At 61.6% G+C, this 26652-nt stretch carries 22 protein-coding genes and 1 pseudogene; 13 read left to right on the top strand and 10 right to left on the bottom strand.

Features of this window, described 5'->3' with window-relative positions:
- Positions 1–363 precede the first annotated feature (363 nt).
- The 4 genes from GWC77_RS30360 to GWC77_RS23555 all read left to right on the top strand — a co-directional run bounded on the left by GWC77_RS30360 (position 364) and on the right by GWC77_RS23555 (position 4375).
- The gene (locus GWC77_RS30360; protein ID WP_367949090.1) at positions 364–810 is read left to right on the top strand and encodes a transposase; all 447 of its coding nucleotides are present in this window, start codon (positions 364–366) and stop codon (positions 808–810) included.
- A 483-nt stretch (positions 811–1293) separates the two neighbouring features.
- On the top strand, positions 1294–2208 hold the full coding sequence (locus GWC77_RS23545) for a hypothetical protein (RefSeq protein ID WP_173260837.1): 915 nt from the start codon (positions 1294–1296) through the stop codon (positions 2206–2208).
- Between the two features lie 191 nt (positions 2209–2399).
- On the top strand, positions 2400–2819 hold the full coding sequence (locus tag GWC77_RS23550) for a hypothetical protein (RefSeq protein WP_173260839.1): 420 nt from the start codon (positions 2400–2402) through the stop codon (positions 2817–2819).
- Between the two features lie 293 nt (positions 2820–3112).
- Positions 3113–4375 carry an acyl-CoA dehydrogenase family protein gene (locus GWC77_RS23555; protein WP_173260841.1) on the top strand — a complete coding sequence of 421 codons (1263 nt, stop codon included), beginning with the start codon at positions 3113–3115 and terminating at the stop codon, positions 4373–4375.
- Between the two features lie 59 nt (positions 4376–4434).
- On the opposite strand, the gene GWC77_RS23560 is transcribed toward GWC77_RS23555, so the two are convergent.
- Positions 4435–5649: a CaiB/BaiF CoA-transferase family protein gene (locus GWC77_RS23560; protein ID WP_173260843.1), complete on the bottom strand. Its 1215-nt coding sequence runs from the start codon at positions 5647–5649 to the stop codon at positions 4435–4437.
- A gap of 189 nt (positions 5650–5838) precedes the next feature.
- Here GWC77_RS23560 and GWC77_RS23565 point away from each other — a divergent pair, with 189 nt between their 5' ends.
- From GWC77_RS23565 to GWC77_RS23580, 4 genes are all read left to right on the top strand, one after another.
- Positions 5839–6843, top strand: coding sequence for an IclR family transcriptional regulator (locus GWC77_RS23565; protein WP_254367124.1), 1005 nt, complete (start codon positions 5839–5841; stop codon positions 6841–6843).
- Positions 6844–6888: 45 nt separating this feature from the next.
- Positions 6889–8094: an acyl-CoA dehydrogenase family protein gene (locus GWC77_RS23570; protein WP_173260845.1), complete on the top strand. Its 1206-nt coding sequence runs from the start codon at positions 6889–6891 to the stop codon at positions 8092–8094.
- Positions 8091–9185 carry a nitronate monooxygenase family protein gene (locus GWC77_RS23575; protein WP_173260847.1) on the top strand — a complete coding sequence of 365 codons (1095 nt, stop codon included), beginning with the start codon at positions 8091–8093 and terminating at the stop codon, positions 9183–9185. The genes GWC77_RS23570 and GWC77_RS23575 overlap by 4 nt, the downstream gene beginning before the upstream one ends.
- 91 nt (positions 9186–9276) lie before the next feature.
- A complete protein-coding gene (locus GWC77_RS23580; protein WP_173260849.1) occupies positions 9277–10647 on the top strand; it encodes an MFS transporter in 1371 nt (456 codons plus the stop codon).
- A 77-nt stretch (positions 10648–10724) separates the two neighbouring features.
- Here GWC77_RS23580 and GWC77_RS23585 read toward each other — a convergent pair whose 3' ends face one another.
- The 5 genes from GWC77_RS23585 to GWC77_RS23605 all read right to left on the bottom strand — a co-directional run bounded on the left by GWC77_RS23585 (position 10725) and on the right by GWC77_RS23605 (position 19058).
- A complete protein-coding gene (locus tag GWC77_RS23585) occupies positions 10725–12164 on the bottom strand; it encodes a heavy metal sensor histidine kinase (protein WP_173260876.1) in 1440 nt (479 codons plus the stop codon).
- Positions 12165–12244: 80 nt separating this feature from the next.
- Positions 12245–12931 carry a heavy metal response regulator transcription factor gene (locus tag GWC77_RS23590; protein ID WP_173260851.1) on the bottom strand — a complete coding sequence of 229 codons (687 nt, stop codon included), beginning with the start codon at positions 12929–12931 and terminating at the stop codon, positions 12245–12247.
- 93 nt (positions 12932–13024) lie between these two features.
- Positions 13025–14521, bottom strand: a complete 1497-nt coding sequence (locus GWC77_RS23595) for an efflux transporter outer membrane subunit (protein WP_173260853.1) — start codon at positions 14519–14521, stop codon at positions 13025–13027.
- A complete protein-coding gene (locus GWC77_RS23600; RefSeq protein WP_173260855.1) occupies positions 14518–15792 on the bottom strand; it encodes an efflux RND transporter periplasmic adaptor subunit in 1275 nt (424 codons plus the stop codon). Before GWC77_RS23600 ends, GWC77_RS23595 begins: the two co-directional genes overlap by 4 nt.
- A gap of 32 nt (positions 15793–15824) precedes the next feature.
- Entirely contained in the window at positions 15825–19058 is a 3234-nt protein-coding gene (locus GWC77_RS23605) for an efflux RND transporter permease subunit (protein WP_173260858.1), read from the bottom strand.
- A gap of 497 nt (positions 19059–19555) precedes the next feature.
- On the opposite strand from GWC77_RS23605, the pseudogene GWC77_RS23610 reads away from it, so the two are divergent.
- The 3 genes and pseudogenes from GWC77_RS23610 to GWC77_RS23620 form a co-directional block, all read left to right on the top strand.
- A pseudogene (locus GWC77_RS23610) lies at positions 19556–20290 on the top strand (SDR family oxidoreductase); the annotation flags it as partial.
- 41 nt (positions 20291–20331) lie between these two features.
- Positions 20332–20544 carry a hypothetical protein gene (locus GWC77_RS23615; protein ID WP_173260860.1) on the top strand — a complete coding sequence of 71 codons (213 nt, stop codon included), beginning with the start codon at positions 20332–20334 and terminating at the stop codon, positions 20542–20544.
- Positions 20545–21494: 950 nt separating this feature from the next.
- Positions 21495–21899 carry a hypothetical protein gene (locus tag GWC77_RS23620; protein ID WP_217283386.1) on the top strand — a complete coding sequence of 135 codons (405 nt, stop codon included), beginning with the start codon at positions 21495–21497 and terminating at the stop codon, positions 21897–21899.
- Between the two features lie 535 nt (positions 21900–22434).
- Here GWC77_RS23620 and GWC77_RS23625 read toward each other — a convergent pair.
- The 4 genes from GWC77_RS23625 to GWC77_RS23640 form a co-directional block, all read right to left on the bottom strand.
- Positions 22435–22689, bottom strand: coding sequence for a hypothetical protein (locus tag GWC77_RS23625; protein WP_173260862.1), 255 nt, complete (start codon positions 22687–22689; stop codon positions 22435–22437).
- Positions 22690–22943: 254 nt separating this feature from the next.
- Positions 22944–24527, bottom strand: coding sequence for a methyl-accepting chemotaxis protein (locus GWC77_RS23630; RefSeq protein WP_173260864.1), 1584 nt, complete (start codon positions 24525–24527; stop codon positions 22944–22946).
- A 429-nt stretch (positions 24528–24956) separates the two neighbouring features.
- The gene (locus GWC77_RS23635) at positions 24957–25259 is read right to left on the bottom strand and encodes a flagellar transcriptional regulator FlhD (protein WP_173260866.1); all 303 of its coding nucleotides are present in this window, start codon (positions 25257–25259) and stop codon (positions 24957–24959) included.
- 118 nt (positions 25260–25377) lie between these two features.
- Positions 25378–25518 (bottom strand): hypothetical protein, encoded by a 141-nt coding sequence (locus GWC77_RS23640; protein ID WP_173260868.1) that lies wholly within the window; start codon positions 25516–25518, stop codon positions 25378–25380.
- A gap of 306 nt (positions 25519–25824) precedes the next feature.
- Between GWC77_RS23640 and GWC77_RS23645 the strand changes: the two genes are divergently transcribed.
- Together GWC77_RS23645 and GWC77_RS23650 are read left to right on the top strand one after the other, a co-directional pair.
- Positions 25825–26139, top strand: coding sequence for a transposase (locus GWC77_RS23645; RefSeq protein WP_173260870.1), 315 nt, complete (start codon positions 25825–25827; stop codon positions 26137–26139).
- Entirely contained in the window at positions 26136–26543 is a 408-nt protein-coding gene (locus tag GWC77_RS23650) for an IS3 family transposase (RefSeq protein ID WP_173260872.1), read from the top strand. The genes GWC77_RS23645 and GWC77_RS23650 overlap by 4 nt, the downstream gene beginning before the upstream one ends.
- Positions 26544–26652 lie beyond the last annotated feature (109 nt).

Here is a 26652-nt window from a genome sequence, read left to right on the forward strand (position 1 = left end):
GCGTCGTGGTCGTGATAGGCGACCCGCCGACCGACCGTGGACAACTCGCGCAAGCGCCCAACATGGAGGAAATCAGCCGAACCAAAATTCAACTGCTTAACCGTCCACGGAAACGGGTCACCCCCAGCATACCTTGAACTGATCTTCATCTTCTACCGGCTGGTCGGCTGGGGCATGCGGCAGATCACCGGCCACATGCGCGAATTCTGGGCGCTGCGTGGTCTCGACATCGCGGTGCCCAGCTTCAGGCTTCTGAGCGAGCGATTTCGCACGCTCAAGCTTCACGTCAAACAGCGCTACCACCGTGTGGCCGATCGCCTGTCCACAGGCGAGGCGATCAGTCTGATCGTCGACAGCAGCGGCATGAGCTTTGGCCGGGCCAGTGAATGGCATCGGCAAAAGTACGGCCGCGAGGCGGGCCGCACGCTGTGGCGCAAGCTGCACCTGTCGATTGATGCGCAGATGAATGTCCACCAGAGTGCGATCACCGAGGATCACGTCTCCGACGAGGCGGGCCTGAATGCGCTCCTGGCAGTCCAGGCAAATGTCGAGTGCGTGATTGCCGATGGAGCGTACTACAGCATCGAGCGGGGCCAAGCGTGGTCAGCCTGCGGCGTGCTGCCGGTGATTCCGCCACCGGCGCATGCGGTCGTTCACAATCAACCGGCGACGCGCTGGCACGACCCTCTCGTTCGTACATCAAGGACAAGGGCATCCATGCGTTCCAGAAGAAATACGGCTACGGCCAGCGCGCACTGGTCGAGTCGCAGATCTCGCGCATCAAGCGCTGCATCTGCGCGCGGCTACTGACGCGCAAAATCGAATCGCAGCAGCGCGAGGGGGTGATCACCGCCAACGTGCTGAACCTGTGGAATTCGTTCGGCAGGCCCGTTTGCGTCAAAAATGCATAGTTGCGTCCGTAACCAAATGGGCACCGACCATGATGAACAAAGCCGCAGGTCACGCCCCTAAGCGGTGGATCGTCAGCAAGGCAGCATTGACGTCCACCTTTACTGGGACGCTCCCGATCGCCACGATGTCAGGGTGCTTTGTCGCCGCTGCCCTAAGTCAACCCAGCAGTAATCATGACTAGAACGCAAAAAAGACGACCGCAGTCTCGCCACTAGCATGCTGGGCATCGAGCCACTTAGGCAATGGCTGTCTACAGTCGTCTTCGTTTGCGGTACGGAAAACCGCCGGTTCGCTTCCGAAAATGCGGCACATCTTCGTCACACAAAATCTCAGGGCACTCGATTCCTGCAATTAATGTCGCAGTTCATGGGGAGCTTGGGCATGGGTACCTACACCTCTGGCGGCGTTAGCGGAAACACCGTGACAAGTGCAGACTACGAGACATCAATGCCGGCGGACCCGCCGGCATTGATGTCTGCCGCAACGGCGATCAGTCAGGAAGATCAGCGCTCGCATTTCGCTGGATTGCCCGCACCTCTCGCTGGCCTTATGGCAGCAACTTCGCCCGCGCTGCGAGCGGCCGCTGCCCGCCCCACAACGCGGGCGAACACCATATCGTTGTTCGTCGAGCCACGACGTGGCATGCCAACGTTTGCCCAAACTGAAAAATGCTTCCTCGATGCGCGCAATTATTACAAAGGAGGAGAAAAATCATTTAATAAATTGTATTTACCATTAGATGGCACCTCTTCAAAATCCAATCATCGGTATATAAACGCCTCAACCTCCTATACATCAATGCGCGAGGTTCGTCGTATGAACTATCACCGCACCCCCGTTCAAAAAGGGCACACTCTTTTTGTGGGACAGTCAAAATATGGTGCATGTCACGAGATGTCGAATGTTGCAGCATTTTTGATCAACTGTCGTTTTCCGGACGCCGACATTTACACAATCGATATTGGCTCCAGCACACATCGCCTACTCGTCGTCGGACAGCAACCCTCTCGGGAAAGCATAGAACATTGGCATCATCAAATTTTATCCGATTCCTACGCGGTTGACGTATGGGCCGGCATTTGTTGCCCGGTCAATGAATATCCTGAGAAAATCGCCATCAAATTAGATAAATGGGGAAAGAGTGGAAAGGTCATAGTGGAGCCTGGGGAACCTTGGACGGTATTTTTCCCGGTTGGGGAGAAAAACTTCGACAGTTATGCCTACAGCCGGCCGAACAGCGATTCATATGTTAATGCAATATTACACCAGCCATTGGAGATAGGCTCTGCAAAGTGATCTTGTAACGACGAGTACCAACTGATCCGTAAGTGGGGCGCTCGTTTCGAGGTGAAGAGAACATACCGCGTTATGACTTCTGATATTGCACCAGCTTTTCCGATGTTATTCTGGTCGTGCGGTCTTGTGAGATAAGGTTTTCATTACGCCTTCTTTATACTATTCTGTGGTTCCTTCGCGAGTATATTAATATGTCGATCTTCATTCGTGGCTCTTCCAGAGATCCCTTTCTCACCGTGACTGCAGCCGACGGCGGTGATTTACCGACATTGCCGACGCGAGCTTCGTATGGTTCGCTGCTTGGCGAAGGCCCATTAAGTCACCTCACCTTCCACTTAAACGAGCCTCATGATATTAGCGTCGACGGCAAAACAGCCAGGGTCGGACCCGGTACTTATTCGTTAGTTAATTCGACGCTGGATTATTTGATTCGTCACAAAACGGATGAAAGTGAGAGGGAGGACAACGTCGCAAGCCCCACGCCCAGCGCCACGGAGGGTCAAAGTCGTCCGAACATCCATACTCTCAGCTGCAGCCTCACGCGCGATGCCCATGGAAACGTCGTTGAAAGAATAAAAGGCAAAGTTTGGAGCCCATCGTCGAAAACGTAGGGCGCCTATCCGGGGCTTTGTTCGACAGAATAAGAATACGCGTCTATGTCGTCGCAGACGCAACGGCGCTGTCTTGACACAAACCGCCTTGCCGAAGCTGTTCCACAAGTTGATAAGGTTTGCCGAACAAAGCCAAGAACACGCTAGTTTTGACAGGCGAAACTATCAGCAAACTCGCTTTGGTTCGTCGCTGCCCTATGCGACCCTGATGTGATTGGTTGCCTGATTTTTTGGAGGTCGGCGTGAATCGTGCTGACCGCCGCACTCGCGAATCACAAACGGAGACACGCATCATGACCCGACTCTTCAGCGAGCGTTTCCTGCACGCGCTCGAACCGGACGAGCGCGCGCTTGTCGAGACCACGCGCCGTCTCGTGCGCGAGACCATCGGACCGAATGCCGAGGCCGTGGCACACGAAGACGTGTTCGCGAGCGACACGTTTCGTCTGCTCGTCGAGCATCGAATCATCGGCACGGCGTTTCCGCGCCGGCATGGTGGGAGCGATGCGCGTCAACGGCTGCGTATAAGACTCGTAGAGGAACTCGGGCGCGTGTGCAGTGCGGCAGCATCACTGGTGACTGGTGCGGACCTCTCGTGTCGCGCGATTGTCGCGGGTGCATCCGATGCCGTTGCAGACCGCCTGTTGCCCGCCCTCTGCAACGGCACGATTCAAGCGGCCTTCGCGCTGACCGAACCCGGAGCAGGCTCTGACGTGCGCAATCTTGCGACCGTCGCGGTCCGTGAAGGCGATGACGAAAGCGCGGGCTATCGCGTAAGCGGACGCAAAAAATTCATCACGCGTGCGAACGTCGCCGACTGGTACGTGGTCATTGCGCGCGGCCGTGACCTCGCGCATGCCGACGGACCCATTCACGCTAACGATCCGTTCGTCGCACTGCTCATGCCCCGCGATGCCGCGGGCCTGACGGTCGGCGAGCCCACGCCCAAGCTCGGCTGGTTCGGTGTGCCGATTGCAGAGTTGCGTTTCGACGACGTGCATGTCGACGCGAAATGGCGGCTCGGCCAGGAAGGCGACGGCTACGCGCTCGCGCAGGATGCGCTGGTGCGCGCGCGGCTCGGTCATGCGTCGATGGCGCTCGGCCGCGCAATGGGCGCGGTCGAAATCGCTGCGACCTACTGCTGCGACCGCAGTGTGTTCGGCAAGGCGCTCGGCGCGCATCAGGGTGTGCAATGGATGCTTGCCGACGCGCTGACGCAGATCGAAGCCGGACGCTCACTGGTGGACGCCGCGGCGCAAAGCTACGACCGCGGCGACGCGGACGCGGCCGTGCAGGCATCGATGGCGAAGATGTATGCCACCGATCTCGGCATGAAGGTCTGCACCGACGCGCTGCAGCTGTCGGGCGGACGCGGCTATCTGAAGTCGTTCCCGCTTGAGCGCTTCTTTCGCGACGCGAAGCTCAATCAGATCGGCGAAGGTTCGAGCGAGGTGCATCGCACGGTGATCGGCCGCGACATCGTGCGGCGCATGGGCGGCGCGGACATGGAACGGCATTCATGTCTGCCGGAAGGCGTGCTCACCACCGACTTCTGATCGTTGCAACCGTCCGGTGTGACGCGACGCGCGCGCTCGCGCTGCGTCACACTGATGAACTAGATCACCTGCTCGCGTTTCAGACGGGCGAGCGCCGCCTCATCCAGCCCGAGTTCCCCGTAGACCTGCGCGTTGTGCTCGCCCACCGACGGCCCGCTGCGCGGCGGCCGCATCTCGCGCCCTTTCACGCGCGGCACGATGCAAGGCGCGGGAATCGTGCCAAGATCCGGATCGGGCAGGCGAATCACCGCGTCACGCGCCGTGAAGTGCGGGTCCGCGACGATATCCTCGATCGTGTAAATCTTGGTATGCGGCACGCCGGCCGTCGTGAGCCGCGCGTCGAGCTGTTCGAAGGTCATCTGCGCAAACTCATGCGCAAGAATGGCGTCCAGCGCTTCGCCATGCCGCACGCGTCTCAGATTGTCGACGAAGCGCGGATCCACGGTCAGCGTCTCCATGCCGAGCATCGCGCACAGGCGGCGGAAAATGGGCTCCGACGACGCCACCAAGGAAAACGCTACGCCATCCGCGCTCAAATACATGTTCGACGGCGCGGTGTACGTCGCCCGATTGCCGTTATGTCCGCGCACGATGCCAAGCTGTTCGTGCTCGACTGCGAGCGGCTCCAGCATGCGAAACAGCGCCTCCGTCGCCGACAAGTCGATCTCCACGCCGCGCGCCCGTGGATCGGAGCGCATACGCACCATCTCCGCCGAAATCGCGAAGGCGGCGAACGTGCCCGCCACAGTATCGCCGAGCGGAAAATTCATGTGCAGCGGCATGCGCCCCACTTCGCCGCACAAATTCGTCAGACCGCTCATCGCTTCAAATACACGCGCAAAGCCGCCGTTCTGCCGGTACGGTCCGGTCTGGCCGAAGCCCGTCAGACGCAACACGTTCAGGCGCGGGTTCACGCCCTGCAGCGTGGCGATGTCGAGCCCCCATTCTTCGAGTTTCCCCGGGCGGAAATTCTCTACCAGTACGTCCGCCAGCTCGATGAGCCTGAGGAGTAGCGCGCGTCCTGCGGGTTTTCGCACATCGAGCGTGATGCCGCGCTTCCCGCGATTGGTCACCTTCCAGTAGAGCGGCATATCACCCTTGACGGGCTGCAATTTGCGCAGCGCGTCGCTGCCATCGGGTAGCTCGATCTTCGTGACGTCCGCGCCCAGATCGGCGCACAGCGCGGTGCCGAACGGGCCAGCGACCACGGTCGACAGATCGAGAATGCGCACGCCGGCAAGCGGTCCCTGCGGCGGAGAACTTCGTGTGGTCATGGCCTCTCCTCCGTGTGTGAGGCGGTCGATGGATAGGCCTAAAAATAGGCGACATCGCCATCTCAGCTCAACTGGCGTTCCGCACAGCGAAACACTAAGCTCGTTTACTTGACCCACTCCGACCGGAATCCGACCATGGGATCGTCATCGTCGAAGCGTCGCGTCGCCCCTGCGAAACCTGCGGAACATATGCACCCCCTATCCGTCTCGCCGCCGAAGCGCCCTAGCGCACGCGATGCCTGCGCATCGGATACGCGCGAGGCCAGCACGCGGGCAACCGGACAAGCGGCGACACCCTCCGCATCGCAAACACCCGCTTCCACCAATGCGATGCCTCGGCGCACGCGCGCCGCGCTCAAGCCCACCGTACGTCCAGGCGAGCCGCTGCTACCCGCGCCACCCGACGACGACTCGACCGACCGCCAGTTCGCGATCAATCTCGCACGTGGCCTGCAAGTACTGCGCGCGTTCACGCCGACCGAACCGATGCTCGGCAACCGTGAACTCGCGGATCGCACGGGTCTGCCGAAAGCGACGATCTCTCGGCTCACCTACACGCTCATGCTGCTCGGCTACCTGAACCGCAGCGAGAAATACCATCGTTACCGGCTCGGGCCCGGCGTGCTGACACTCGGCTATCCGATGCTCGCCGCAATGCAGATACGCCAGATCGCGCGGCCTTACATGGAAACGCTCGCGCGCGAAACCCGCTGCACCGTGAACCTCGGCATGCGCGATCGGTTGAACATCGTCTATGTGGACACCTGCCGTCCCGAGCGAGGCAACAACGCTCATCCAGATATCGGCAGCACGCGACCGCTCTTGTCGACGGCGCTCGGCCGTGCGCTGCTGATCGGCGCGAGCCTCAACGAACGCACGGCCGTGCTCAACCGTCTGCGGCTGAACGATCCGGAACGCTTCGCACAGGATCTGCCGGCCTGGGATGCCGATCTCGCCGCGTTCCCGCAGCGAGGCTTCACGCATAGCCGGGGCGACTGGATCAAGGACATTCACGCGGTTGCGGTGCCCGTGCGCCAGCCGCCGCACGAGGAAGGCATCGCGCTGAACTGCACGATCGTAAGTCGACGTCTCGCCGACGACTGGCTCGAACGCAAGGTCGCACCGCTGCTGCTCGAAACGGCGCTGCGCATCGAGCGCGCATGCGGCGTGATCGACGCGGGCAGCGCAACGTAAAGGCCGTTCACACGCAAAGCAACACGCAAAATGGAGGGAGACACGATGATCCGCGATGCCGGCAAACTGAATACCCTTCTGTCGCAGTTCTATCGTTTCGTGGTGGACGAATGCATTCCACTCGAAGCGCAGGTCGATCGCGACGATGCGCTGCCGGAGGCGATCGTCGAGCGCATGCGCGCGCTCGGGCTGTTCGGCCACAGCATTCCGACCGCGTACGGCGGCGCGGGACTTACGACCGAGGAACTCGCGTGCGTAAACATGGTGGTCTCGCAGTGCGGCCCGGCGTTTCGCGCACGCTTCGGCGGCAACACGGGCATCGGCTCGGAGGCGCTGATCGCCGACGGCACCGAGGCGCAGAAGCGCCGCTATCTGCCGCAACTTGCGAGCGGCGCCATGACCGGCGCGTTCGCCCTGACCGAGCCGGGCGCGGGCTCGGATGCCATCGCGCTCGCGACAACGGCAGTGCGCGACGGCGAGCACTACGTCCTGAACGGCGGCAAGCGCTACATCACGAACGCACCGATCGCGGAACTCTTCACTGTGTTCGCGCGCACCGATCCGAATGAACGCGGCGCGCGCGGCATCTCCGCGTTCCTGATCGAGCGCGGCACGCCGGGCCTCACGACCTCGTCCGCCTATCGGATGATGGGTCAGCGCGGCTCGCCGGTCGGCGAAGTGCATCTGAACGACTGCCGCGTGCCCACGTCGGCGCTGCTTGGCGGCGAACCTGGCATGGGCTTTCGCAGCGCGATGAAGGCGCTCAACAAGCAACGCATCAATCTGGCGGGGCTGTGCATCGGACCGGCGATCCGCCTGCTCGACGAAATGCTGGTGCGCGCCCGCGAACGCGAGCAGTTCGGCCGGCCGATCGCGGATTTTCAGCTCGTGCAGCAACTGATCGCGCAGAGCAACATGGACATCCACGCGGCCCGCGCGCTGGTGCTGGAAACGGCGCGCGCGCGCGACCGCGGCGAGGACGTGACCATGACCGCCTCGATGTGCAAGCTCTTCGCGACTGAGATGTGCGGCCGCGTCGCCGATCGCGCAGTGCAGGTGTATGGCGGCGGCGGATTCATCGCGGACAACGCCGTCGAGCGACTCTACCGCGACGTGCGCCTGTTCCGACTCTACGAAGGCACGTCGCAGATTCACGAACTGAACATCGCGAAGCTCACGCTGCGTGGCGAGCCGGATGACGTGCGGCATCGTCAGTTGCATCAGCCATCGATGCAGGAGAACGCATCATGACGCGCCTCGCCGTCACCGCGATCTGCCGCGACCTCGGCGCGCACTTTCCGATATTTGGCTTCTCGCACGAGCCGGACGTCGTCGTGGCGCTGGCGGAAGCGGGCGGTTTCGGCGTGCTCGGCTTGGCGCGCGAGATGCCCCACGAGATTCCTCAGATCATCGAGCGCATCGAAGCGCGGCTCGCGGGCAAACCGTACGGCATCGATCTGATGCTGCCCGCCAACGTCCCGCGGGCCGCCGACATCGACGACGTGCGCACGCAGATTCCGCCCGAACATCGCGCGTTCGTGGAGGGCTTGCGCGTGCGCTTCGGTCTGCGCGAGCCTACACGTCCCAGCTTCTTCACGACACAGGTGCGCACCGAAGCCCTGTTCGACGCGCAGATCGAAGCGGTGCTCGCGTCGAACGCGCGCGCCGTGGCGACGGCCATCGGCATCCGGCCCGACCTGATCGCTCGCGCCCGCGCGGCGGGCAAGTACACACTGTCGCTGGTCGGCACCACGCGACACGCGCACAAGGCGCTTGAACTCGGTGTCGATGCGCTCGTCGCACAAGGGTGCGACGCCGGTGGCCACACGGGCACAATCGGAACGTTTTCGCTCGTGCCGCAGATCGTCGCCCTCGCGCGCGGCAAGCCGGTGCTCGCAGCGGGCGGCATCGGCACGGGCGCGCAGATCGCCGCGTCGCTCGCGATGGGCGCGCAAGGTGCGTGGCTCGGCACCTTGTGGCTCGCGGCCGCCGAGAATCACACGCCGCCCGCGCTGCTCGAACGGCTGATCCATGCGCAAAGCGGCGATACGCTGATCACACGCGCGCACAGCGGTAAGCCGTGCCGCGTGGTGCGCAGCGCATGGATCGACGCGTGGCACGAAGCAGGCGCGCCCGGTCCGCTGCCTTTGCCCTTGCAGCAGGCGCTGACCGGCGCGGACTTCAGCGCGATGCACGAATACGACGACGCGAACCTGATCTACGAAGCAGCTGGCCAGAGCGTCTTTGCGATCACCCGGCCGACGACCGTCGCCGCGCAGATGGCAACGCTGATCGAAGAAGCAAACGCGGCGTTCGACGCGCTGCAACGCGCGCTGAACTGAAGTACGCGCGATGCAGTGGCAACGATAGCCCCGATGAAGGGCAAACGGCACGCACGCCCCAGCACACATAAAACAGACGTGGAGACGACAGATGAATGACAAAGGATCGATACGGGCGTGGCTGATCGTCGCCATGCTGTTCCTGTTCATGGTGATCAACTTCGCCGACAAGGCGGTGCTGGGTCTCGCGGCCGTGCCGATGATGCACGACATGCATCTCACGCCGCGCGAGTTCGGGCTGGTGGGCAGCAGCTTCTTCCTGCTGTTTTCGCTGTCGGGCATTGGCTTCGGTTTCGTCGCGAATCACGTTCAGAGTAAGTGGCTGCTCGCCGTGCTCGCCATCGTGTGGAGCGCCGTGCAGTTTCCGCTGGTCGCGGCAAGCGTCACGCTGCCCGTGCTGGTCGCGTCTCGCGTGCTGCTCGGACTGGGCGAAGGGCCGGCGTTTCCGCTCGCGCAACACGCGTGCTACAAGTGGTTCGACAACGCGAATCGCAACGTGCCGAACACCATCATCCAGCAAGGCGCGAGCGCCGGGCTGATGCTCGCCGGACCGATCCTGTCGTATCTAATCGTGCGTTACGACTGGCATCGGGCATTTTTCGCACTCGGCATCGTCGGTATCATGTGGACGCTCGTGTGGCTCGTGGTCGGACGCGATGGCACGGTCGGCAGCACGAGTCGCGCCGTCGATGCCGCCAGCGACGCCGTCGCCGCATCCGCGAACGAAGGCGGCGCATCATTCATGTACCGGCATCTGCTGCTGAACAAGACTTTCATCGGCGTGCTCGTCATCTACTTTGTCGAGTATGCGGCGATTTCGCTGGCGTTTACCTGGTTCGCGGTGTATCTGCGTCTTGGTCTCGGCTATTCGCCGATCGTGACCGGCTGGCTATTCTCGTGCATCGTCGGATCGTTCATTCCGCTGACGCTCGTGCTCGCATGGTGGTCGCAGCGCATGATCCGCAATGGCCGCAGTTCGCGGCTCGCGCGCGGCGTACTGACCAGCGCGTTCGCGATGCTGGGCGGCGTGATGTTCATCGCGACCTCGGCTGACCTGAGCCCGGCATTGAAGGTCGTGTGTCTTGCGATCGGCGGGGCCATGAGCCAGCTCGTGTTCTCTTTCGGCCCGTTGATGATCAGCGACATCGTGTCGGTCAAACAGCGGGGGGCGCTGCTCGGCATCAACAGCTCAGTGGGCACGCTGGCCGGCCTGATTGCGCCTGCGTTGATGGGCGGCATCGTGCAAGCCAACGAGGGCATACCGGCGATCGGCTACGAGCACGGTTTTCTGGCGGTGGGCGGATTGTTGCTAATAAGCGGTGCGCTCGGGGTTGTGCTGCTCAATCCCGAACAAACGCGGGAGCGCATTCTGGCGGCGGCGCAACGCCGCTCGTTGACTGAGAAAGCTACCGACTCACGCAGCGGAATGCATCCTCGTCGAGTTGCATCCGAATTGGAATGAATGGCTCTCGGAGCTAGCTGGTTCATATATCTTTCGATGCTGTCGCCTTGCCGACTGGGGTTGTTTTTGCTGGCTAGTCAGGTTGGCGCACGGGACACCGGGTCCGCTTCCTTCATGACTAGTGGAACCCGCCTCTGTACGTCAATGCGCCCCTGAAACGCGCTCGCCACGCAAAAACCGAACGTGTTGACGCCGTTCGCGCTTCGCGCGAACACTGTGCCACCGTGCATCTCCGCGATCGCCTTGACGATCGCGAGACCCAGCCCGTGGTTTTCGCGGCTGTTGGTGCGCGATGCTTCCGCGCGATAGAAGCGGTCGAACAGATGATCCAGCACGTCCGGCTCGATCGGCGCTCCAGGATTCGCGACCTGCAACTGTACGTGCCCCTCTTCGCGCACGACCGTCACGGTCAGCGTCGCGCCCGGCGCGCAGTGCTGGACCGCATTCATCACGAGATTCGTGCATGCTCGTCCAAACAGCGACCGGTTCACGAGCCCGATCGCATCGCCGCGCGCGCGCGCAACCACACCCGCCTCTTCGAGCGGAATCTCCAGAAAATCCAGCGTACGCGCGACTTCCGCGGCGAGCGATACCTCGATGAGCCCAGTCGCCCGCTCGCCCTGATCGGCACGCGCGAGAAACAGCATGTCGTTGATGATCCCACGCATCCGCTCGAACTCTTCGAGGTTCGACTGCAGCGTGTGACGCAGATCGTCGACGGACCGGTTGCGCGTCAGCGCGACTTCCGTCTGGCCAATCAGAATCGTAACCGGCGTGCGCAGTTCGTGCGCGACATCCGCATTGAAGGATTCGAGCCGGCCGTACGCCGCATCGAGCCGTTCGAGCGCGCCATTGAACGAGTTCGCGAGGTCGTTCAGCTCGAGCGGCAACGAGGTGGTGTCGAGCCGCTGCGAGCGGTTGTCGGGGCTCACAGCCGACGCCTCGCGCGTCAATCGCCGCAGCGGCGCGAGACCGATGCGCGTCACCGTGTAGCTGAGCAGCAGCACCCCGAAACTGCCCAGTGCCGACAACGCCGCTAGCGCAAAGCCGAATGCCTGCATCGTGCGCACGTTCGGGCTGTAGCTGGCGGCAACCTGCAACTGCACTGCCGGGCGACCGCCAAGCGGCTTAAGCTCGAGCGTGCTCGTCAGCATGTCGTGCGCGGCGCCATCAGTACGGATGCGTTGGTAGCCACCCGGCCATTGATTGATCACGCGCCCCTGCACCGGGTGACCATACTTGAACGCAGGATCTGTGCTCGTCACTGAGAAGTTCGTGGTGCCGTCTCGCGGCGTCATGTCGGTAAGCTTCTCGCGCACCATCCGCCACTTGTCCGGATTGATTGCGTGATAGACGATGATCTTCGCGATCTCGGTGCGGTCATCGAGCGATTCGAGCAGATGGCGCTCAAGCTGCGAACGCAGCACGAGGAACAGCCCCGTGCCGACCAGCGTGAACACCGACAGCGCGACGAGCGCAAACATCAGCGCAAGCCGGCGGGCGACCGAGCGGTTGATGACGCCCCCCCGCCGAGCCAGCTTGAGTGAGGCGTCACCCCTCGCGGGGCGCAGCGGATGACAGTGCGCGTCGGGAGCCTTCATGACGCCTCCTCTTCCTCGCGGACCTCGAGCACGTACCCCATGCCGCGCACCGTATGCAACAGCTTTGTGCGGAACGGCCCATCGAGCTTCGCGCGCAGCCGCTTGATCGCGGTTTCGACGACGTTCGTGTGGCTGTCGAAGTTGACGTCCCAGACGAGCTCGGTGATCGCCGTCTTGGACAGGATGTCCCCCTGGCGGCGGGCCAGCACGCTCAGCAACTGAAATTCCTTCGCGGTGAGATCGAGCCGCACACCTTCGCGCGTCGCACGCCTGCCGATCAGGTCGACGAACAGATCGCCGACCGAGATCAGCGTCGATTCCTGCAACCGGGTGCGGCGCGCGAGCGCATGCAAACGTTCGACCAATTCGAGAAACGAGAACGGCTTCGTGAGGTAATCGTCGGCGCCTTCGCGCAAGCCGCGCACGCGGTCGTTCACGTGATCTCGGGCGGTCAGCATGATGACGGGCGTCGGTTTGCGCATGCGCAGCGCCTTCAGCACGCTGAAGCCGTCGCGTTTGGGCAGCATGACGTCGAGCACGATCACGTCGTAGTCGAATTCGGTGGCAAGGTGCATGCCTTCCTCGCCGTCGAGCGCGGCATCGACGACCCAGCCCTGCTCTGTCAACCCGGTCCGCAGATAATCCACGACCTTGAGTTCGTCTTCTATGATGAGCAGCTTCATGAGCGCCCTCCTCTGCCCGTGCCATTATACGAAACGCCCTCATCCAGCGCGTTCGGGGCGGTAGATCGGCCGCCCGCTACCGCCCCTGCAGCGTCAGTCCTCGTGATTCATCGCCTCCCGCCGTGCCGGCGTGCCCATTGCGGCAGCGGGCGGTTGCGACACGTCCCACCCGCCCCCAAGCGCCTTCACCAGCGACACCGCAAGCGTCATCTGTTGGCCGTGGATCTGCACGTCCTGTCGCTGGCTCGTGAGCAGCGACTGCTGCGCGGCAATCACGTTTAGGTAGGCGACAAGACCGCCCGAGTAGCGGTCGTTCGCGAGTGACAACAGTTTGCGCGCGTCCGCGACGGCCTGACTCGACTGCTTGGACGCGTCCTCAAGCACCGCGAGACCCGACACGCCGTCCTGCACCTGCTGGAACGCGGTCAGCACGGTCTGCCGGTAACTTGCCTCCGCCGCCTGGTAGCCCGCGCTCGCAAAATCGACGTTCGACGCGCGTCGGCCGCCGTCGAACACCACCTGGCCGAGCGACGCACCAAGCGTCCAGAAAAGGCTCGGCGCGCTTAGCAGGCTTGCAAACGAGGTGCTCTCCCAGCCCAGGCCCGGCACGAGCGACAGACTGGGGAAAAACGCAGCCTTCGCGATGCCGATCTGTGCGTTCGCGGCGGCCATCGCGCGCTCCGCTGACGCAATATCGGGCCGCCGCTGCAGCAGGTCGCTCGGCACGCCGAGAGGAATCGTCGGCACGTGCCCATTTATGAGCTTCGGCGCGATGGCGAACTGCGGCGCCGGCAAGCCGACGAGCGCTGCGATTGCGTGCTCGAACGTTGCACGCTGGTTGACGAGCAGTGTTGCCTGCACCTGGGTCGAATCCAGTAGCGACTGTTGCTGTAGCAGGTCGAGGCCCGACACCGAACCCAGATCGTGTTCGGCCTTCACGTAATCGAGCGCCTTTTCTTGCAGCACGACCGACCGGTTCAGCACGTCGATTTCGGCATCGAGCTCGCGTAGTGAGAAGTAGTTGGTCGCCAGATCGGTCGTCAGGACGAGGCGCGCGTTCGCAAGATCGTCGCGCGAGCGCTCGGCCGACACCTTGGCACTCTCCACCTCGCGGCGGACGCGCCCGAACAGGTCGGCGTCGTAGTCGATCGTCGGGCCGACCTCCAAGTTGTTCTGCACAGTCGACTGGTTAGGCGTCGCATAGCTGGTGAGCGGCCGGGCTTTCGAGATCTTCTCGCGCGCGGCCGCCGCCGACAGGTCTACTTCCGGCACCTGTTGCGCCTTGGAGTTCGCAAGGGTCGCGCGCGCCTGTGCGTAATGTGCGCTCGCCACCCGCAGTGTCTGGTTCTGCGCGAGCGCCTCGGCTTCGAGACCGTTCAGCGTGTCATCGCCAAAGCTCCTCCACCAGTCGGGATCGATCGGTGCGTGCGACGGCTTCGCAAGGCGCCAATAGCCTTCCGTGCGCCACGCAGGCGGGGAATCCGCCTGCGGCTGTCGGTAGTCCGGCCCGACCGTGCATGCGGTCAGCAGCGCGACGCCAGCGACCGCACCGAGCGCAGTGCGAGGCCGGATGCGGACACGAGCTTTCACGACGCCCCCTTGTCCTTCAAAGCCTGCTGCCGCTCGGGTCCCTGGCCCGGTCGGCCGCCCTCGCGCGTCTGCGCATTCGTCTGCGCCACCACAACGTGGTCACCGTCCTCGATCGAATCGCTCGGATTGATGATGATCCGGTCGGTCGGCTGAATGCCGCTGGCGATCTCGAGCGACAGCCCAAGATCCTGCGCGATCGTCACCGGCCGCAGATGCACGACGCCGTGGTTATCGACGACCGCGAGCCTCGGCCCTTCCGCGCGAAACAGCAGCGCGTTGCCGGGTACAGTCAACTGGGCCTGCGCGGGGGACGGCACCGCGACTTGAACGTAGGCGCCGGGGCGCAGCCTGCCGTCCGGGTTCGGAAGCGTGACCTCGATCTCGAGCGAGCGCGTCGACACATCGATCGCACCCGAGACGTGCGTGATCTTGCCGTGGAACTGCTGGCCGGGCAGCTCGGCCTGCGTCACGATCACATCCTCGCCCATCGAAACGTTCTGCGCATACGCCTGCGGTATCTGCACGTAGACGCGCAGCGTATCGGCCTGGGCCAGCGCGAACAGCGCGCGGCTGGCGCCGCTCCCCGCATCGATGAGGTCGCCGACGTCGACGTTGCGCTGCGTGATAACACCGGTGAACGGCGCGACGATCCGCTTGAACGACTCGAGTTGACGCAAACGCGCGACGTTCGCCTCAGCCGCGGCGAGATTCGCGACGTCCTGATTATACGTACTCCGCCGCTCGTCGAGCTCCTGCTGCGAAACCGCGTCGCGCTGACGCAGTTGCTGCCAGCGCTCGTACGACGTCTTAGCAAGGCCGAGGCTCGCCTGCATCTGGTCCCGCTGCGCAACGGCCTGCGCCAGCTCTTGGTCGATTTCCGGCGTGTCGAGCTCCGCGAGCAACTGCCCCTGCCTCACGTGCGCGCCGATATCGACGTACCAGTGCAGCAGATAGCCTGTCGCCCGCGCGTAGATCGGCGATTCGACAAAACCGCGCAGCGTGCCCGGCAAAAGGGTCGTGTTGCTTCCTTCGGTCTGCTTCGGCAGCACCACGTCAACGTACTGTTTAGCGTTCTGCTGGGTGGTCAGCGCGACCGAGCGGTTCTGTATGATGTTCGCGGCCACCGTGCGCAGCGCGCCTGCGGCGAGCAGCATCACGGCCAGAATCGCGAACCCGGCCGGCCGCCATTCGCGCTGCCGCCGCGGCCGTGCTTGCTCCTCCCCGGTATCCTGCACCGGAATCCGTAACGAAGCATGAGTTTTCTCAGTCATGTCAGTCATTTCAGTCAGCCGTCGTAGAATTTTTACGCTTGTGGATGCGGCGTAGGCGCGTGGCCATTGCGATGACGATCGTCATCGTCATTTTCTTCCTCGGCCCGGCGGCGTGCATCGCGGCGCGCAAGCCGGCTGTGGATACCCGCAAACAGGAGCGGTACGAAAAAGAGTGTCGACACAGTAGCGAACAGCAGCCCGCCGATCACCGCGCGGCCGAGCGGCGCGTTCTGCTCGGCGCCCTCGCCCAGTCCGAGCGCCATCGGGATCATGCCGATGATCATCGCGAGAGCCGTCATCAACACCGGACGGATCCGGCTCGCGCCCGCCTCGAGCGCCGCGGTGAGCGGCGGCGAGCCGGCACTGAGCCGTTGCCGAGCAAACGCGACCATCAGAATCGAGTTCGCGGTCGCCACGCCCATTGTCATTATCGCGCCCGTCAGCGCCGGCACGCTCAGATGGGTGCCGGTGATGAAGAGCATCCACACGATGCCAGCAAGCGCCGCCGGCAGCGCGCTGACGATAATCAGCGGGTCGATCCACGACTGAAAGTTCACGACGATCAGCAGATATACGAGCACGATCGCCATCGCGACCCCGACGCCCAGCCCGAAGTACGACGAGCGCATCGTCTGCACCTGGCCACGCACGGTGATCTGGCTACCGCGCGGCAACGTCGCGCGCGCCTGATCAACAAGCTGGTTCACTTGCGCCGCCACGCTGCCCAGGTCGCGTCCTTCGACGCTCACGTACAGGTCGATCACCGGCCGGATGTTGTGGTGCGTAACTTCCGCGAACTGATTCTGCGGCGACACGTGCACAAGGTTGCCGAGCAGTTGCGTCGGCCCTGTCGCCGAGCCAGACACCGGCGTGCGTAGCAGTTGGTCGACCGACGAGACCTGGTACTCCGGCTCCTGCACCGCGACGTTGTACTCCACCCGGTTCACCGGGTTGAACCAGAAGCCCGGCGACGTTTGCGAGCTCCCCGACAAAGAAATCAGCACGTTCTGCGCGACATTGGCCGCGCTCAGGTTGAGTTGTTGCAAACGAGTGCGGTCCATCGTCAAGTTGATGACCGGCTCGTCGAGCTTCTGCTGGATGTGCGTGTCGACACTGCCGGGAATCAGCTTCACCTTGTTCATCAGCTTGCGCGCCACTTCAAGATTGCCCTCCTGGTTGGCGCCCGAAATCTGCACGTCGATTGCGGCGGGCAAGCCGAAGTTGAGAATCTGCGTGACGATGTCCGCCGGCTGGAAGAAAAACTCGGTGCCCGGGAAAAGCCGCGGCAGCATCGCGCGCAGCCTGTCGATGTAGCGCACGCTCGGGTGGTGGCCTTCTTTCAGCGCGATCTGGATTTCGCCGTCCAGCGTGCCAATCGTGCCCGCATTGCTGTACGACAGGTTGATACCGCTATAGGGCAGGCCGAGATTGTCGAGAATCGTGCCGAGCTCGGCGGCCGGCACGACCTGCCGCACCACCTTCTCGATTTCATCCGCGAGGCGCGCGGTTTCCTCGATCCGCGTCCCGGTTGGCGCGCGCATGTGTAGACGAATGTCGCCCGCGTCGACGGTCGGGAAGAAATCTTCGCCGAGCACGGAACTGAGCCCGAGCGACAGCACGCAGAACGCGAGGAACGCCGACACGAACACCTTGCGGCATGCGAGCAGACTGCTCAGCATCTTGATGTACGCGGAGCGCATCGTCTCGAACCCGCTGTCGAATCGGTGATACAGGCGCCGGAACAGGTTCGGTCGCGCGTTACGAAATCCGCCCCTCTTCGGCTGGTGCGAATGGCCCATCAGCAGCATCGCGAGCGTCGGCACGAGCGTACGCGACAGCACGTACGACGCGAGCATCGCGAACACCACCGCCTCCGCGAGCGGTACAAACAGATAGCGCGCTACGCCCGTAAGGAAAAACATAGGCACGAACACGATACAAATGCAGAGCGTCGACACTAGCGCTGGCACCGCGATCTCACCTGCACCTTCGAGGATCGCGTCATGCAGGTCGGTGCCCATGTGCAGATGTCGTTCGATGTTCTCAATTGTCACCGTCGCATCGTCGACCAGAATCCCCACCGCGAGCGCAAGGCCACCAAGCGTCATGATGTTGATCGTCTGCCCGAGTGCATGCAACGCGATCAGCGAAGCCAGAACGGACAGCGGAATCGAGATCGCGATGATGCAGGTGCTGCGCCAGTTGCCGAGGAACAATAGGATCATCGCCGCCGTCAGCGCCGCCGCAATCAGCGCTTCGCGCACCACGCCCTGGATCGCGACCTTCACGAACACTGACTGGTCGAACAGCGCGGTGACGCTCAGATCGCGCGGGAGTGCCGCCCGCGCCTGCGGCAGCAGCGCATGCAGCGCGTTGACAATCGACAGCGTCGACGCGTTGCCCGTCTTCAGGATCGAGATCAGTACGCCGCGCCGGCCGTTTTCGCGCACGACGTTCGTCTGCGGCGAGAAGCCGTCGCGCACGTGGGCCACTTCCCGCAGATAAGTGGTCGCACCGTTAAGCGTGCGGACCGGGATGTCGTTCAGGCCTGCGATGGTCGTCGGCGAACCGTTCATGTTGACCGTGTATTCCTTCGGCCCGATCTTCGCGGTACCGGTCGGAAGGATCAGGTTCTGCGTATTGACCGCGTTGACGACATCAAGTGGGGTCAGGCCTTTCGCGAGCAGCGCGCGGGTATCGAGATCGACCGAGATCAGGCGCGTCTTGCCACCATACGGGTAAGGCACCGCTGCGCCGGGAATCGTAACGAGCTGCGGACGCAGGACGTTCAGGGCAGTGTCGTTCAGCTCTTGCTCGGAGAGCCGCGGGCTCGACAGACCGAGCTGAATCACCGGAATGCTCGACGCCGAGTAACTGATGACAAGCGGCGGCGTCGCGCCGGGCGGCATCTGCTTCAACTGCGCCTGCTCGACCGCAACCGTCTGCGCAATGGCCGTCTGGATGTTTGCGTTAGGCTGCAGGAACAGCTTGATGATCGCAATGCCAGCTAGCGACTGCGACTCGATGTGCTCGATATCGTTGACGGTCGTCGTCAGGCTGCGCTCGTTCACCGACGTGATGCGATTGGCCATGTCCTCGGCCGACAACCCCGAGTAGTTCCAGATGATGCTGACCACCGGGATGTCAATTTCCGGCAGCACGTCGACAGGTGTCGTTAGCAGCACGAATGGCGTCGCCAGCAAGATCAGGAGGGCCATCACGATAAACGTGTACGGTCGCTTGAGTGCAACGTTGACAATCCACATTGGAACGTTTCCGAAAAGGATGCGCGGAGCGAAGGACAAACCGCCGTAACCGGTTGCCCACGCAAGCGCGCAACGCCACAGATGCTCGCGCGGCCATCCTCGCGGAGCAGTCCGAACACGGCGCCGACAGCACGGCGAATGTCGATCAACCGGCAAGCTACGCATTGCGCGGTGAGAGACGTCTATGCTAGTTGCGTCGCACCAACGCGTTGATGGCGCCAGAATGGCAAAAGCGCCATAAAGCGCCGCAACATTGCAGAAAGGACTTCGCGCCGGCATGGCCGCCAAGTGGTTGTGAGTTTCAGCGCCGCCCCTGACTTGGAAAAGACTGGCATCATCGTCCATCTAACTCGATGGTTAGATACGACCGCCTGACTTGGGAGAGAGAAATGACGCAACGCACCTGGTTCATTACTGGCGTTAATAGCGGCTTCGGCCGGGAGATGAGCGCACAACTACTGTCACGTGGAAATCGCGTTTTCTGAACGGTCCGCAACCTCGATGCCGTGGGCGATCTGAAGGCCAACTATGGCGATCTACTCCACGTCGCCCAGCTTGACCTCACGGACATGCCCGCGATCAGGCAAACCGTCAACAATGCGTCTGCCGAGTTGGGCCGGATCGACGTTATCGTCAACAACGCCGGCTATGGCCTGTTCGGACCGGCCGAGGGACTGACGATCGAGCAAATCCGGCACCAGATCGACACCAACCTCATCGACCCGATCGAAGTGACGCGCGCGGCCCTGCCATATCTTCGCGAACAGGGGGGCGGCCGTATCCTCGCGATGTCGAGCTACGGTGGCCAAGCTACCCATCCCGGCGCATCGCTCTACCATGCTAGCAAGTGGGGCATGGAAGGCTTCTTTGATTCCCTCGCTGCGGAAGTTGCTGCGTTCAACATAGGTGTCACGATCCGTGAGCCTGGTGGCGCACGTACCGCCTTCCGCACGACCGGTATGCAGATGGGCGACATTCCCGAGACTTGCAAGGATACCCCAGTCACGGCCATGCGAGCCCGCCTTTCGGACCCAACCCTTCTCGCGGCGGGCGATCCTGCCAAGATGATTTCCGTCATGATCGACAGCGTGAGCCAGATACCCGCGCCGAAGCGGATCGCACTCGGCACGGATTCCTACATGATGATTCAGAAAGCACTCAGCGAAAGGCTCGTGGCCGTCGAGGCTCAAAAGGATAGCGCGCCCTCAACGGATTTCCCACCGGGAGTTTGATTAATCATCATGCGCTTACCCGAACGCTACACAAGCGGCGAATGACGGCGAAAATCGCACAGCATCAGGCCGTGATCGGTCTGCGCAAGCGTGCGCGCGACGGTGTGATTGGCGTTGTCGAAGTCATCGAAATGCGTGAGCGTGTTCCCCCGAAGCGACCGAAAATTTCGTTGTCGAGCATCACTCGCCCATGTCCATTTTGTCGGGTCTTCGCATCTCAAACCAATAGTTCGCAACGCGGGATCATCATCTGACGCGGCGTCGTGAAATGTGTTTGTCGCACGAGACAAGGCGGATAATTATGTCATTCATAAAAGGCGTAGACCGCGATTTGGGCCAACCGGTTCTAGAGATCTTCCAGCCTCCAGACGCCATCAAGTATTATGACGAAGAGAGCCGCACAGTAACCCTCGTCCATCGACCTGAGGGCCCTCTCATTGGATTGACGGAAATCGGGCGATATAGCGAACCGCGTCGCAAAACGATCGATTGGAATGATTGTGACGAATCGGTCAGGGCCGCCATCAAGGACAGATTCCGAGTCGACTCGCCGCCGCCAGCACGTTGCGCCCCGTTCCCGCATTCCCTTGCGCCACAAATCGCGCAGCATCCCTTGGTAAGCACTGCACCGCAGCTGTCGTCGGCGTCGCGAGCCCCAAGCCTAGCGGTGCCTGCACTCGCCCCTTCCCAGGCGCACCCTCTCCACTCTATTACAGACGGCCCATATACGACGCCAACATCTCAAATTCAATCACCGATACCCTTGTGCGACATAGTGCTGATGTTTGACTTTTTGTCTGCCATGGCGGACGGACGCGTCCTAACAGTCAACGGCATTATCTTTGCGCCTGGCACTGTCAAGCAGTATACGAATAATCTGTACTCGTTCGTTGCGTATTTGGCAGAGCACCCCACGCTTCCAACCCTCGCCGAGGTTGGGAATTCGTACAGCGATGCGAAAACCCAAGAACTCATCTCGGATTGGGCGCTTGAGTCCCCCGCAAAACGAAGCGCCATATCCCTATTTTTTCGATGGTATCGCGAGACACATTGAGCTTGCCCCCGAAAAACGAATTCTTCGCGACCAACTATGTCCGAGCAACGAATGCAGTTGCACCGTAAGCGGCAAGCCGTGGGCGTTATCGAACTCGCGTAAAGGCAGTCGCACAATGTCGTCATTGAGTTCGCCCAGGAGGGGCACGCGATGACGGCGTCGACAAGAGCAGAAGTGGAATCGGCGTGGCGTCAAAGGCTGTCGCGCTTTGCGCAGAGTGAGCAGACGGTGAAGACGTTTTGCCAAATTCGGGAAACGCTGATGCGACGTCGGCATGAACCAGTGCCCGTGGTAGGTCGGTGGCTGCGGCGAGTGCTGCAGGGGTATTTGAATTACCATGCGGTGCCCGACAACATGCGGCGACTGGCTGGATTTTTTCAGGAAGTCAGTCGCGCGTGGCGTCACGCATTGCTACGCCGAAGGCAGCGCAGGCGCATGCCGTGGTCGCGCTTCCAAGGGCTGCTTCAAAAATACCTGCCGCTGTGCCGAATCGTCCATCCCCACCCGACCGAGCGGTTTCGCGTCAACACCTTTGGTAAGAGCCGTATGCAGTAATTCTGCACGTACGGATCCGTGCGGGGGGCGATGGGTAACCATCGTCCCTACCGCGACCCGATTATGACGTGATATTCGTATTTCCAGACTACGGGAAACACGCCTAAACTTCGCCAGTTATGTTTATCGGCACGCCTCGCTGGCCTCATCGTTAAGCTGTAGCATAGTGCAAGCGAGCTTGCCCGGGCAATATATCTATGGAGACTGATATGAAGATCCGGTTATTTGGTGCGATTAAAACTTTTCTTGGAAATTCAGCTAAAAATACAACAAGTGCTCCGTCAACGACCCGCCGAGTAATGCCCTCTGTGCCAGGCCAGTTAGCTGGCCTCCCCCAAAGAAAGCCGAACAAGCTTCGCAAACCACCTCCGCACGCAAAATCCTGCAATTTTCAACGAACGAGGAACGGACACATATCGTCGAAAAAACTCCGTTTAGACAGTGATTCGACTAAATCGTTTGGGTGCTTTGATGGCATGAACGACCCGCGCGTACAGCTGCCGCATGCTCTTTCGCGTAGATCAATTTCACCGAATCACGAAGCATTGCACAACCGCGAAGCATCAACGCCAAGAGTAAATATGGCTGTGCGAGTGTCGACCGCCACGAGCGATATCAGATCAAGTTCGACATCAAGCAATTTCAGTTCATTGTTGGAACTATATACGCATGCGTCGGATACAGATAACGTCACATCAATCAACGGATGTTCACGGGAGGGCGCAGATAGCTTTTCTTCGAATTTAAGCTCATCATTGAAAACTCCCACAAAAGATGAAAAGGAATTCATTCGGCCCTTTCCTCAGAAGCGGGTTCGAGGCGACGGTAAAACTTTCGCTAAGACGATGGTGGCGTCAAAGCAGACGCTGTACAAAGAGCCAGCGCCCCACGAGTTTTACTCCAAGAACCGGGTCGACATCTATCGCAATACAATCCTACGGAAGCTAAACAACGAAGCGGCAACCGACGAATGAGCCAGCTCGCCTTACATCAAGCGCAAAGGCGATACTCCGCTTTGCGCTTCGGCCAGAACGCAACACGCTGTTAGCGCCGCGGTGTTGGGCTTTCTGCAGTGTCGTTGACCTGAAACGCGGCAGCCGCCGACTGGAGGGTCAGCGCTTGCTCTTTCAGCGACATCGCGGCGGCCGCCGCCTGCTCGACGAGCGCCGCGTTTTGTTGCGTCATCCCGTCCATCTGCGTGACGGCCAAATTCACCTGCTCGATGCCGGTGCTCTGCTCCGCGGCAGCAGCAGCGATTTCCTGCACGACGGCGGTAAGACGCACAATCGCATCGCGCGCCTCGTCTATTGTCGAGCCGGTGCCCTCGACCAGCGTTGCGCCGTTACGGACGCGCTCGACGGCACGGCAAATCAGGTCGCGTATTTCCTTAGCAGCCGTGGCGCTGCGTTGCGCAAGGCTGCGCACCTCTCCCGCGACAACTGCGAAGCCGCGGCCCTGCTCGCCAGCGCGCGCGGCTTCCACGGCCGCATTCAACGCGAGAATGTTGGTCTGAAACGCGATGCCTTCGATGGTAGCTATAATTTCCACCATACGGCCGGACTCGGCCGAGACGTCCCTCATCGCGCCCACCGCCTGCATGACCATATCCCCGCCGCGATTCGCTACGTTCGCCGCGCTGGCCGCCAGCTCGCTCGCGGTGCGCGCGTGGTCGGCGGTTTGTCGGACCATCGCCGTCATCTGTTCCATGCTGGATGCCGTCTCTTGCAGCGACGCCGCCTGGTTCTCCGTGCGCGATGACAGATCGGCGTTGCCGTTGGCGATCTCGTTCGCGCCGCATGCGACATTGTCCGAAGCTTGCTTGATTTGGCAGACTGTATGTGTCAGCGCGTCGCGCATGCGCTGCATCACATGCAGCAGGCTCGACGTATCTCCCCGGCGAGTGCGGATCTGCACCGTCAGGTCGCCCGACGCGATGATGTCCGCGATACTTGCTGCGTACGCAGGGTCACCACCGACCGTTCGTCCGATGGCGCGATTTGTCATCGTAACGAGGATCACCAGAACCACGGAGACACACAGAAAGATCGAGCCAAGCAGCAGCAGCGATTGCATGAACGCCGCGTCGATGTCATCGACATAAGCGCCTGTCGCGATGATGAAATCCCAAGGCTCATAACGCAGCACGTAGCCGATTTTGCCGACTGCGCCCGCAGCATGTGCACCCGGATGCGGGAACACATAATCAACGAAGCCGCCGCCGGGAGCCTGGGCGACGGAAGCGAACGTCGCGTAATGATGACGGCCGTCGGCGTCGGTTACATTGGAAAGGTCGTCGCCCTCGACCGCCGGCTTGATCGGGTGCATCACCATTTGCGGCTTCGAGTTGATCACGAGGAAGTAACCATCCTCGCCATAGCGCACGCTGCGCAGGCGATCAAGTGCCTGCTTACGAGCTTCTGATTCGGATAGTGCGCCGCGTTGCGCCAGCGCTGCATAATCCTTGACGATGCTAAGCCCCACCTGCGCCACATCAACCAAATCTTGCTTTCGCTCCTGGATGCGTGTCTCGCGAGATTGCCAAGCGGCGCAGGCCGAGACGACGAACAGCGCGACAAGGCTGACGATCAAAGGCAGCCAAAGCTTTTGGGTGAAGCTGAGTTTGTTCATGCTAGGCTCACTTTGAGACGGATACATTGAGTTCTTGCACAAGCTATCGACCATCGCGAGCAAAACTTTCGTACGGGAAACCCTTGGTAATAGCGCGGCATGATCTCAAAGGGCGGCTTCGTTACCACGCTTTGAAACGAGTGCCGTGCTTCTGCCCATCCCGATCCCCGACAGTTGAAACATCAAGACCGACTGGAGCGGCGTTTTCGACTGCAGCTCGAGAGATTGGCGACAACAGCCGCTTCCTCCACGAGTGCAGCATCGTCCTGGGACATCCCATGCATGGGCGTCGTCGCTCATTCAGCGAAGTTCTGATTCATTGCGCGTGTACTCGTGCGGGTGGCTCAGAAGAATCGAATAACAGCGCTCCACCGGCCTGGCTGAATGGCAAATAATCCCACGAGCGAGCTGATCAGTCGGCGAAAACGCTCAAACCTGTTCGTTTGGCGGCGCATCTGACGCGAGGCTTCCGCTGTTCAACCGCGCCGAAGCAACCGCGAGCATCGATAACACCACCCTATCGTTTAGACGACCGAAACACAGCAGCTGGCCGCAGGCTGCGAGCTTCTGTGTTTGTGTCGTGGAAAGACCAGCCAAGACGTTGGCAAGCTCTTGGCTCAATCCGAGCCGTGACATCCCCTTCAATCGATCCGCTTGCAGCAAGCGCTGCTCAAGCGCAAGGTACGCCCCGTTGATGTCGAGAATCGAGTCCAGCACGCTTTCACCGTTCATGCACGTTTCCTTGCATTTTTGTCGGGCGCTCGGCACCTTTCGCACGCTGCTGAGGCCAGCCGCAGCCTTCGTTGCGGGCGAAGGCTGCGGGCAACCTTTACCTATGTTCCCGACGAACTCAGCAACCGCCACGCTCATCGGCAACCCCGGCGGCGATGAGGCTCTTCGCGACTTCGCGCAAGAGGTGCTCAGTCAACGATCCCGAGCCGTCCTGGCAAAGACGCAGCAGTTCGAACAAATCTTTTGCAGTGCGGCTCATTCGAATCTCTCCGTCAAAAACTTGGTGCAGGTTGAATCTCTCACATCTCAAGGAAATCTCTTCCTCTGTTAAATTATTAGTCATATGTAGGCCACTTCAAATCAGCTGGCGCTGAGCTTCGTGTAGTAGGCGGCGGGGACCTATCAGCGCTTTCCTACACGCGCTTGCTTTGCAATCTGTCCGAAGGGCAGCTATTACGGGAGCATCGCTTTGAAGATGGCGCGAAATCGACCGCCATCAAATTGTTCGTACTGAAGTTGACCCGCAAAAACGGACACCTATTCTTTTTGAAGAGGAGGTGCCGTCATGGGCAAGCATCGGAAACCGTACCCGGCGGAGTTCCGGGCGCAGATGGTGGAGCTGGTGAAGGCAGGACGTACGCCTGAGGAATTGGCGCGCGAATTCGAGCCGACGGCGCAGAGCATCATCAACTGGGTCGCTCAGGCCGATCGCGACTCGGGAATGCGTCAGGACGGACTGACCACGGTCGAGAGGCAAGAATTGACGCGGCTGCGTCGTAAGGTCCGCCAACTCGAGATGGAGCGCGACATACTCTCTCACGCGGCTGCCTGGTTCGCTCGGGAGACGGGGGCCGTACCGCCGAAGGGTACGGATTCATGAAAGCGAACCGGGCCCGCTGGCCCATTGCCACGATGGCGCGGCTGCTGCGAGTCTCCACCAGCGGCTACTACGCGTGGCTCGTGCGCGAGCCGTCGAAGCAGGCATGCAGTGATGCGCAGTTGCTCGCGCGTATTCGCTCGCTGCACGCGAGCTCGCGCGGCACCTATGGCGCGCCGCGTATCCATGCCCAGCTCGAACGCGAAGGCGTACATGTCGGGCGCAAGCGAGTAGCGCGTCTGATGCGTCTGGCCGGCCTGTGCGGGGCAAGTCGCAGGCAGTGGAGATGCACCACGCGCCCACGCGCAGGAGCACGGCGTGCCCCTGATCTGGTGCGTCGCCACTTCAGCGCCGCGGCGCCGAACGTGCTGTGGGTGGCCGATGCCACCTGTCACGGATCGGCGTAATCGAGCCGGGGATGATCGGCGTAATGAGGCCACTTGGAATGGCCCCGAAACGCGATTTCGAAGGGCCTCAAGAATCCGTTTTTTTGCCTGATTTTGCAACCGCGTTTTC

This window comes from Paraburkholderia sp. NMBU_R16, from assembly GCF_013282575.1.
Lineage (GTDB): Bacteria > Pseudomonadota > Gammaproteobacteria > Burkholderiales > Burkholderiaceae > Trinickia.

Excerpts from the sequence above, each read along its gene's own strand:
- GWC77_RS30360 (WP_367949090.1), top strand. The coding sequence starts at position 364 with ATGAGCTTTGGCCGGGCCAGTGAATGGCATCGGCAAAAGTACGGCCGC.
- GWC77_RS23545 (WP_173260837.1), top strand. The coding sequence starts at position 1,294 with ATGGGTACCTACACCTCTGGCGGCGTTAGCGGAAACACCGTGACAAGT.
- GWC77_RS23550 (WP_173260839.1), top strand. The coding sequence starts at position 2,400 with ATGTCGATCTTCATTCGTGGCTCTTCCAGAGATCCCTTTCTCACCGTG.
- GWC77_RS23555 (WP_173260841.1), top strand. The coding sequence starts at position 3,113 with ATGACCCGACTCTTCAGCGAGCGTTTCCTGCACGCGCTCGAACCGGAC.
- GWC77_RS23560 (WP_173260843.1), bottom strand. The coding sequence starts at position 5,649 with ATGACCACACGAAGTTCTCCGCCGCAGGGACCGCTTGCCGGCGTGCGC.
- GWC77_RS23565 (WP_254367124.1), top strand. The coding sequence starts at position 5,839 with ATGCACCCCCTATCCGTCTCGCCGCCGAAGCGCCCTAGCGCACGCGAT.
- GWC77_RS23570 (WP_173260845.1), top strand. The coding sequence starts at position 6,889 with ATGATCCGCGATGCCGGCAAACTGAATACCCTTCTGTCGCAGTTCTAT.
- GWC77_RS23575 (WP_173260847.1), top strand. The coding sequence starts at position 8,091 with ATGACGCGCCTCGCCGTCACCGCGATCTGCCGCGACCTCGGCGCGCAC.
- GWC77_RS23580 (WP_173260849.1), top strand. The coding sequence starts at position 9,277 with ATGAATGACAAAGGATCGATACGGGCGTGGCTGATCGTCGCCATGCTG.
- GWC77_RS23590 (WP_173260851.1), bottom strand. The coding sequence starts at position 12,931 with ATGAAGCTGCTCATCATAGAAGACGAACTCAAGGTCGTGGATTATCTG.
- GWC77_RS23600 (WP_173260855.1), bottom strand. The coding sequence starts at position 15,792 with ATGACTGAGAAAACTCATGCTTCGTTACGGATTCCGGTGCAGGATACC.
- GWC77_RS23605 (WP_173260858.1), bottom strand. The coding sequence starts at position 19,058 with ATGTGGATTGTCAACGTTGCACTCAAGCGACCGTACACGTTTATCGTG.
- GWC77_RS23615 (WP_173260860.1), top strand. The coding sequence starts at position 20,332 with ATGACGGCGAAAATCGCACAGCATCAGGCCGTGATCGGTCTGCGCAAG.
- GWC77_RS23620 (WP_217283386.1), top strand. The coding sequence starts at position 21,495 with ATGACGGCGTCGACAAGAGCAGAAGTGGAATCGGCGTGGCGTCAAAGG.
- GWC77_RS23625 (WP_173260862.1), bottom strand. The coding sequence starts at position 22,689 with ATGAATTCCTTTTCATCTTTTGTGGGAGTTTTCAATGATGAGCTTAAA.
- GWC77_RS23630 (WP_173260864.1), bottom strand. The coding sequence starts at position 24,527 with ATGAACAAACTCAGCTTCACCCAAAAGCTTTGGCTGCCTTTGATCGTC.
- GWC77_RS23635 (WP_173260866.1), bottom strand. The coding sequence starts at position 25,259 with ATGAACGGTGAAAGCGTGCTGGACTCGATTCTCGACATCAACGGGGCG.
- GWC77_RS23640 (WP_173260868.1), bottom strand. The coding sequence starts at position 25,518 with ATGAGCCGCACTGCAAAAGATTTGTTCGAACTGCTGCGTCTTTGCCAG.
- GWC77_RS23645 (WP_173260870.1), top strand. The coding sequence starts at position 25,825 with ATGGGCAAGCATCGGAAACCGTACCCGGCGGAGTTCCGGGCGCAGATG.
- GWC77_RS23650 (WP_173260872.1), top strand. The coding sequence starts at position 26,136 with ATGAAAGCGAACCGGGCCCGCTGGCCCATTGCCACGATGGCGCGGCTG.